The 6,948-nt window shown below is 54.2% G+C and carries 7 protein-coding genes; 5 read left to right on the top strand and 2 right to left on the bottom strand.

The annotated features are described in order from the left end of the window. The 5 genes from CFB10_RS16735 to CFB10_RS16715 form a co-directional block, all read left to right on the top strand. A partial coding sequence (locus CFB10_RS16735; protein ID WP_035213811.1) for an IS3 family transposase occupies positions 1–263 on the top strand: 263 nt, incomplete at its 5' end. Positions 264–270: 7 nt separating this feature from the next. Then, the gene (locus CFB10_RS16730) at positions 271–1,140 is read left to right on the top strand and encodes a tyrosine-type recombinase/integrase (RefSeq protein ID WP_020009561.1); all 870 of its coding nucleotides are present in this window, start codon (positions 271–273) and stop codon (positions 1,138–1,140) included. A 206-nt stretch (positions 1,141–1,346) separates the two neighbouring features. After that, on the top strand, positions 1,347–1,715 hold the full coding sequence (locus CFB10_RS16725) for a hypothetical protein (protein WP_141097733.1): 369 nt from the start codon (positions 1,347–1,349) through the stop codon (positions 1,713–1,715). Next, entirely contained in the window at positions 1,708–2,436 is a 729-nt protein-coding gene (locus tag CFB10_RS16720; protein WP_020009563.1) for a hypothetical protein, read from the top strand. Before CFB10_RS16725 ends, CFB10_RS16720 begins: the two co-directional genes overlap by 8 nt. Before the next feature lie 75 nt (positions 2,437–2,511). Continuing rightward, on the top strand, positions 2,512–3,558 hold the full coding sequence (locus tag CFB10_RS16715) for a reverse transcriptase family protein (RefSeq protein WP_141097732.1): 1,047 nt from the start codon (positions 2,512–2,514) through the stop codon (positions 3,556–3,558). 932 nt (positions 3,559–4,490) lie between these two features. On the opposite strand, the gene cysN is transcribed toward CFB10_RS16715, so the two are convergent. Both cysN and cysD read right to left on the bottom strand, forming a co-directional pair. Next, complete coding sequence (gene cysN, locus CFB10_RS16710; protein WP_020009566.1) at positions 4,491–5,975, bottom strand: sulfate adenylyltransferase subunit CysN; 1,485 nt, start codon at positions 5,973–5,975, stop codon at positions 4,491–4,493. Next, positions 5,975–6,928 (bottom strand): sulfate adenylyltransferase subunit CysD, encoded by a 954-nt coding sequence (gene cysD, locus CFB10_RS16705; protein WP_020009567.1) that lies wholly within the window; start codon positions 6,926–6,928, stop codon positions 5,975–5,977. Before cysD ends, cysN begins: the two co-directional genes overlap by 1 nt. Positions 6,929–6,948 lie beyond the last annotated feature (20 nt).

Below are 6,948 nucleotides of genomic sequence, written 5' to 3'. Positions count from 1 at the left end.
GCATGGACTGGGCCTCGTTCCTCAGGCACCACAATCTGGTTCACTCGATGAGCCGACGCGGCAACTGCCATGACAATGCGGTGGCCGAGAGCTTCTTCAATCTTCTGAAGCGAGAGCGGATACGGCGCAAAGTCTACCGTTCACGCGATGAAGCACGCCAGGACGTGTTCGACTACATCGAAATGTTCTACAACCCGAAACGCAAACACGTCAGGAACGGGATGCTGTCGCCCGTCGAGTTCGAGAAGCAGCAGAAAATCTAACCCGAGGGTGTCTACGAAACTCGGGGCTATTCAGGGCGAGCAATTTGTGTCAGGCATTAACGAAGAAAACTGCATCGCTTACCGGAAAGGAAAGGCGTTGAATACGGTCCGCAGGCAGCTTGAGAACCTGCGAGCAATTGTGAATTTTGCGGAACTCAAAGGCAAGCTCGACAAAGGAGGTCGCGTTCTCGACTACGCGCTCCCTCCGAAGCCAAAAGCCCGTTTCCAATATTATACCCGCGATGAAGTCGCCAAGCTCGTCTGGACCGCGTACAAACGAAAGAATGACGTTATGGGATGTGGGGCAGGTCATAAGACTTCTGTTCACATCGCGAGATTTATCTTGACGGCTGTTTACACAGGCACACGCGCCGAGCGTATTGAAGAGGCGTCATTTGATCGCGAAGATGGTCGCCCATGGATTGATTTGGAACGAGGTATCTTTTTCCGAAAGTACGACGGAGAGGTGACGCCAACTAACAAGAGAGCTGATCCAGTCCGTATTCCTAAGCCTCTTCTTGAACATATGAAGCGGTGGAAAAAAGGGAAACCGGGAAAGCAGGGCGCGAGATACCTGATCGAATATCAAGGGCGACCCGTGACGACGAGAAAAGGCTTCTATTCTCTGAAAATGGAGGTCTTCGAGGAAATTCGGGCGAAGGTATTGAACCGGCATACGCTTCGCCATACGTGCGCAACATGGTTGATGCAGGCAGGAGTCTCGATTGCCCTTGTCGCGAAATACCTGTCCACAACAGAGAAAATTATCGAAGAAGTCTACGGCCAGTTTCACCCAGATTTTCAAGCCGAGGCCGATCATGCTTTTTCACGTGGGAAAGCTGGACGCGGCAAGGATGGTCGACAAAAAGCAGCCTGAACTGATATGTCATGTTATCGCATTGGCTGTCTTCGGGTCAGATAAAAAGTTTGTAACTATAGGTGGGCTGTCTAAAAATGATGGAGAGAGTCGCACACCATCTGCAAATACATGCCTTGGATTTGCCTTCAGCAGATGACCGCGATGTATTTGGGAGATCGGCTTATAATAGGTATTATTACGCGGCCTTCTTAAGGGCCCGAAAGATGATGGTGCAACTGAACCCCGCACAATGGACTGAGTTGGGGCATGCAGATTATCCAGAGATATTACGCGGCTCTATCCGCAGGGAATTGAAACGGGGCAAGGATAACGCGCTACGCATGCGTGACACCGAAACGGTAAGCCTATTTTCTCGTGCCTTGACCGCAGCAGAAGGTATCGCGAGCCTCATGAGAGATGCATCACGAGTTAGAGTTGTGGCTGACTATAATCCAGACATCCCCATACAATTCCTTTCTGGGGGACGATTTTCGCTTAATAATGTAGACATCACAACTGCCCACCAATGGGTGGAGAAGGTCGACATATGGGCCAGAGCTATTGAGGTTGCTTGGAGTAACATTGATGTTTGACGAAAAAAACATCCAATACTTTCTTGGCGAACGCGGCATTATTGCTGCCGGTCGAATAGCTAAAGATGCCTTTAAGGCGAACCGTTTTGTTGTTTTCGTTGATGTCACACGCGACAAAGAAAATCGTCAGGTTCCATCCAATAAGTTGCTCAACGACATAAGAGAACAGATTCTAAAAGAAGGCGTGACTATCGAATTCGTTCTTACAGATGCGACCCAACAGGATATTGAGGCTGGGTATCGTGCAAGTATTTTACACTCTTTCGGGGAATTCGTTAGGAACGCATTCCTCACTATCGACGGCAAAAATGTTGTTGCCTGGATCGCCCCGAAAGTGAAAATTCAGACAGACGTCCTTCCAAAGATCGAAGATCGTACAAAGCTGTTCCTGTCAAATTACGAATTGGAGTTGTCAGCGTTGGAATTTACATCCGACGCCAATTTGCCCGGTAAATTCGCCTGCCTTCAGGTAGCTCGGCTAAAATCACCTTTTACCGTTGCTGATCTGACGCAAGCCCTCCTTCAAAAGGGCTTTACAATTCCTTCGGAAAACTGGACGACCCGTATACTCGACAATCTTCGAAAATCAGGTTTTGTTATTCGGCAGAAGTCAGGCAGGTATGTTGTTACTCTTTCTGGCTTAAAAGCTTTAGGAACGCAAAAAAACAGGCGAAGCCCAGATATCGGTCGAGTTCTTGCACTCGCTCGTTCACAAGGTTAAACAGTTTGTCGTGGGAGCTTCAGGCGAGGGTGTGCATCATGCCCAAATGCCAAGACTGGTACATAGAAGACCGCCGTGAGCTTGACTCGCGGTCCTTCGAACCGAGAGTCAAGCTCACGGCACTTAACGAAAGATAGCTTTGCTAAAATGAGGCTCCCACACCATTTAGTAGAATCACTGCTGTTCCAGTACGAAACCGTAGATGATTTGGTATTGTCGCTCGGCTCTGAAGTCACTCCCGCTGAGGTGTTAGACATACGTAGGTTAGTAGCCTTGGGCTTGCCTCCAGTGATCTCCCGAGATGTCTTGGCCACAATTATAGGTGTCAATCCCGGCCTGATCTGGTCTATGGAGCGTCGCCCTCGTAAATACTATAGATATTTCCCTATTAAGAAGGGCGTGGGTGAAAGGCACATATTCGCACCAAGGGTTGCACTTAAAATTATTCAGAAATGGCTTTCTTATCAGTTCGCCAGAACATATTTGGCACCGCCTCATGTATTCGGCTTTGTAGCTGGCCGATCCCATTTACAGGCCGCAAACGCACATTGTGGTGCGCGTTGGGTTCATTCAGTCGATATTCGAGATTTCTTCCCGTCGATAACGGCGAATGTTCTTTCCAGTAAGCTTGTGGAATTGGGATACAATGATCTGTCATCAGATTTTATCACAAAGTTTTGCTGCTTGAATGGCCAGCTTGCACAGGGAGCGCCTACAAGTCCAACCCTTTCCAATCTTGTTTTTCGCGCCATGGACAACCGATTGGTGGAAATTGCCGAACGTTTCGGAGCGCGGCTCTCTCGTTATGCCGACGATATTGTTTTCTCTGGAACGCAGCAATTTCCTGAAGACCTTCCCGCATGTGTCGAAGAAATATTCGTTGGTCAGCCTTGGCAACTGGCCCCTGAAAAGACTGAGACAGCGATTCTACCCCATAGGTTGAAGGTTCACGGGCTATTGGTCCACGGGCATAAAATCAGGCTAACTAAAGGTTACAGAAATCGAATTCGTGCCTATGAGCACCTTCAGGCGAATGGTCGCATTATCGATGAAGACGCTAGGAGAGTGGGTGGCCATTTGATGTATGCAAGACAGGTGGAGAGTTTTATCGTACCTGATTGATGCCGCCACCGTTTGCCACCGATACAACGGAAAATATCGGGAACGAACGAGCATCAACGAAGTTGACAAAGCCCGGAAATCTGGACTTTTTGCTAAGGTGCCGGTGGTTCGGGACGACGGGGTCGGAGGTTCGAATCCTCTCACTCCGACCAGCTTGAAGCCCAATAGATACAGCGGCTTGCAACTGATCCCGATACTTTCTGAAAATCTCCAGATCAAAGCCTCGCACCGAAACCGGACCTGTTAAATCAGAACCGGTTGGAATGCACTCGTCGCTCGTGCCTGAAAAATCAGGGTGCAGGTGCGGATTGAGGCCCTCAAATTCCAGCTCTTCCACTGGTGTGGAACCGCACCCCTGCTGCACCGGCCGCCCGAACAAAAGAGGCCCGTCGCTCCGCCAAGCGCCAGGCCTCAATGTCGCGGCCTTGTTTCAGGGGACGCGCGACACGGACCGTCTTAGAAGCGTCAATTCTCGTCCACAATCCAAGAAGTTATCCATGACGGTCACAAGCCCTGAAATCCGGGGCCATCGGCATGATCAACTTATCGCGATCAAAAAAGAGGCCCGCTGTTTTTTCAAACAACGAGCCTCTGTTGGGCCGCTTGGCGGAGCGACCGCACGCAAATTCGCCTTTTGCGCATGAACGGCGAATGAACAAACGGCTTTCTGCGTGGCCGAGAAACAACCCGTAAAAATCAGGATAGCAACATGGATCGGAAAGCCGCCTCAGCCGTTATCTAACCATACAACAATGGAGGATAACATGCTGAAGGGTATTGCACTGTGGGCTATGGGCGTTCCGGTTGTGGTGATTATTCTGCTTTATATGTTCGTGTTTTAAGCTGATCCCAAGTCTTTTACACGGAAGAGCCTCTCAAACAAAAGGCGACCGTTTTGACGGTCGCCTTTTGTTTGTCCGAGCGCCTGACTGTCAGCTGAGGTCGCCGATCAGTCGCGAGGCTGTGGCGGCATCCGTGCGGCGGATGTCGATCCCGTCGCGGTGCCTTGCCAGGAGTTCGCTCGCCAGCAGCTTTTCCGCGAGATCGGCGGGCAGCGAGAGAATCACGCGGTCACCCTGTTCTTCCGTCGCGCCGACGCTGCGCTTGCCGGCAATCATGCCGCCCGCCACCGTGTTGTTGGTGTCGGGGTCGATCAGGATAAACGAGCCGGTCGAGCGGTTCTGTTCGTAAGGATCGAAGATCGCCGTCTCGTCGAAGGAAAGCCGCACCTTGCCGATGGCGTTCATCGGCAGCGATGTCTCATGCGCCTGCCATTCGCCTTCCTTGAGGTTGAGCTGGCTGACGGGCTGGACGCTGACGCGCTGGCGGCGGCTGCCGCTTTTCAGCCAGTAGCGCTTGCCCGCTTCGATGCCGCCCGGCTGCAACGCGACGATCTGCGCGTCGAAGGCAAGGCCCGTCTGCGGCTGCGCCTCGATGGAGACGATCATGTCGCCGCGCGATACGTCCACCTGACGGTCGAGAACCAGCGTGACTGCGTCACCCGCGACGGCCGCATTGCGCACCAGATCGAAAGTGACGATCTGCTTGACATTGGCGACCATGCCTGACGGCAGGATGACAACGCTGTCGCCCGGCTTCACCGAACCGCCGGCAACCGTGCCCTGATAACCACGGAAGCTTTCACCGGGCCGCGACACGCGCTGCACGGGCAGACGGAAGCCGCCGGACTGCGCGGAGCGAACGGTGGCCAACTCCAGCGTTTCCACCAGCGTCGGGCCTTCATACCAGGGCATGGCGGCCTTGCCTGACAGAACGACGTTTTCACCCTTCAGCGCCGACATCGGTATCGCCGTGATCTGCTTGATGCCGAGGTTGGAGGCGAACTCGCGGAATTCGTGGGCGATCAGCTCGAAACCGGCCTTGTCGTAATGCGTCAGGTCGATCTTGTTGACGGCCAGCACGAATTGCCGGATGCCCATCAGCGCCGCAATGGTGGCGTGGCGGCGCGTCTGTTCCAGAATGCCGGTGCGGGCATCAACGAGCAGCACGGCGAGATCGGCTGTGGAAGCGCCGGTCGCCATGTTACGGGTATATTGCTCGTGGCCGGGCGTATCGGCAACGATGAAGGCGCGCCGGTCGGTGGCGAAATAACGATAGGCGACATCGATGGTGATGCCCTGTTCGCGCTCCGCCTGCAGGCCGTCGAGCAGCAGCGCGAAATCGGGCAGGCCGAGATCGTTCTGCTTGCCGCTGTCGCGGTGCAGGGTGGCGGCCTGATCTTCCTTGACGGCCTTGGTGTCCCAGAGAAGACGGCCGATCAGGGTCGATTTGCCATCATCCACGCTGCCGCAGGTGATGAGCCGCAAGGGGCGCGTATCGCGCGCCGCCTTCGAATGCTCGGCAAAGGGCAGGATGGTGGCGGAAGAGGAGGGGGTGTTGGCGGCGGCAGTGCTCATCAGAAATAGCCCTCGCGCTTCTTCTTCTCCATCGAGCCGGACTGGTCACGGTCAATGGCGCGGCCCTGACGTTCGGAAACGGTGGCGATTTCCAGCTCGGCGATAACCTCCTGAAGCGTTGTGGCTTCGGAACGGATCGCGCCGGTGAGCGGGAAGCAGCCGAGCGTGCGGAAGCGGATCGAGCCGTGCTTGATCTCTTCGCCGGGCAGCAGTTCAAGGCGCTCGTCTTCGGCAAGGATCATCATGCCGTCGCGCTCGATGTAAGGACGCTCGGCGGCGTAATAGAGCGGCACCAGCGGAATGTTTTCCGCTTCGATGTAACGCCAGATATCGACTTCGGTCCAGTTCGAGAGCGGGAAGGCGCGCACGCTTTCGCCCTTGCGGACCATGCCGTTATAGATGTTCCACAGTTCGGGGCGCTGGTTGCGCGGGTCCCATTTGTGGTCGGGCGTGCGGAAGGAATAGATGCGCTCCTTGGCGCGGCTTGCTTCCTCGTCGCGGCGTGCGCCACCGAAGGCCGCATCGAACTGGCCGGCATCGAGCGCCTGGCGCAGCGCTTCCGTCTTCATGATGTCGGTGTAAAGCGCCGATCCGTGGGAGAAGGGCGTCACATTTTCCGTCTTGCCGCGCGGGTTGGTATAGGAGATCAGGTCGAGATCATATTCCTTGACGATATTGTCGCGGAATTCGATCATTTCCTTGAACTTCCAGCCCGTATTGACGTGCAGCAGCGGGAAGGGAATGCGGCCGGGAAAGAAGGCCTTGCGCGCCAGGTGCAGCAGCACGGATGAATCCTTGCCGATGGAATAGAGCATCACGGGATTGTCGAATTCGGCGGCGACTTCGCGGAAGATGTGAATGGCTTCGTTTTCAAGCGCCTTCAGATGGGGATCGAGCGGCGGCTTGGATGCGACAGTATTCTTGCTGTCCGTCTCGTGGACTGCGTTGGACATTGTGAACTCCGGAAAATGTA

The organism is Agrobacterium sp. 719_389 (assembly GCF_900188475.1).
GTDB classification, from domain to species: domain Bacteria; phylum Pseudomonadota; class Alphaproteobacteria; order Rhizobiales; family Rhizobiaceae; genus Agrobacterium; species Agrobacterium radiobacter.
The sequence above is the reverse complement of the archived record's forward strand: the minus strand, read 5'-3'. Positions and strand labels throughout refer to the sequence as shown.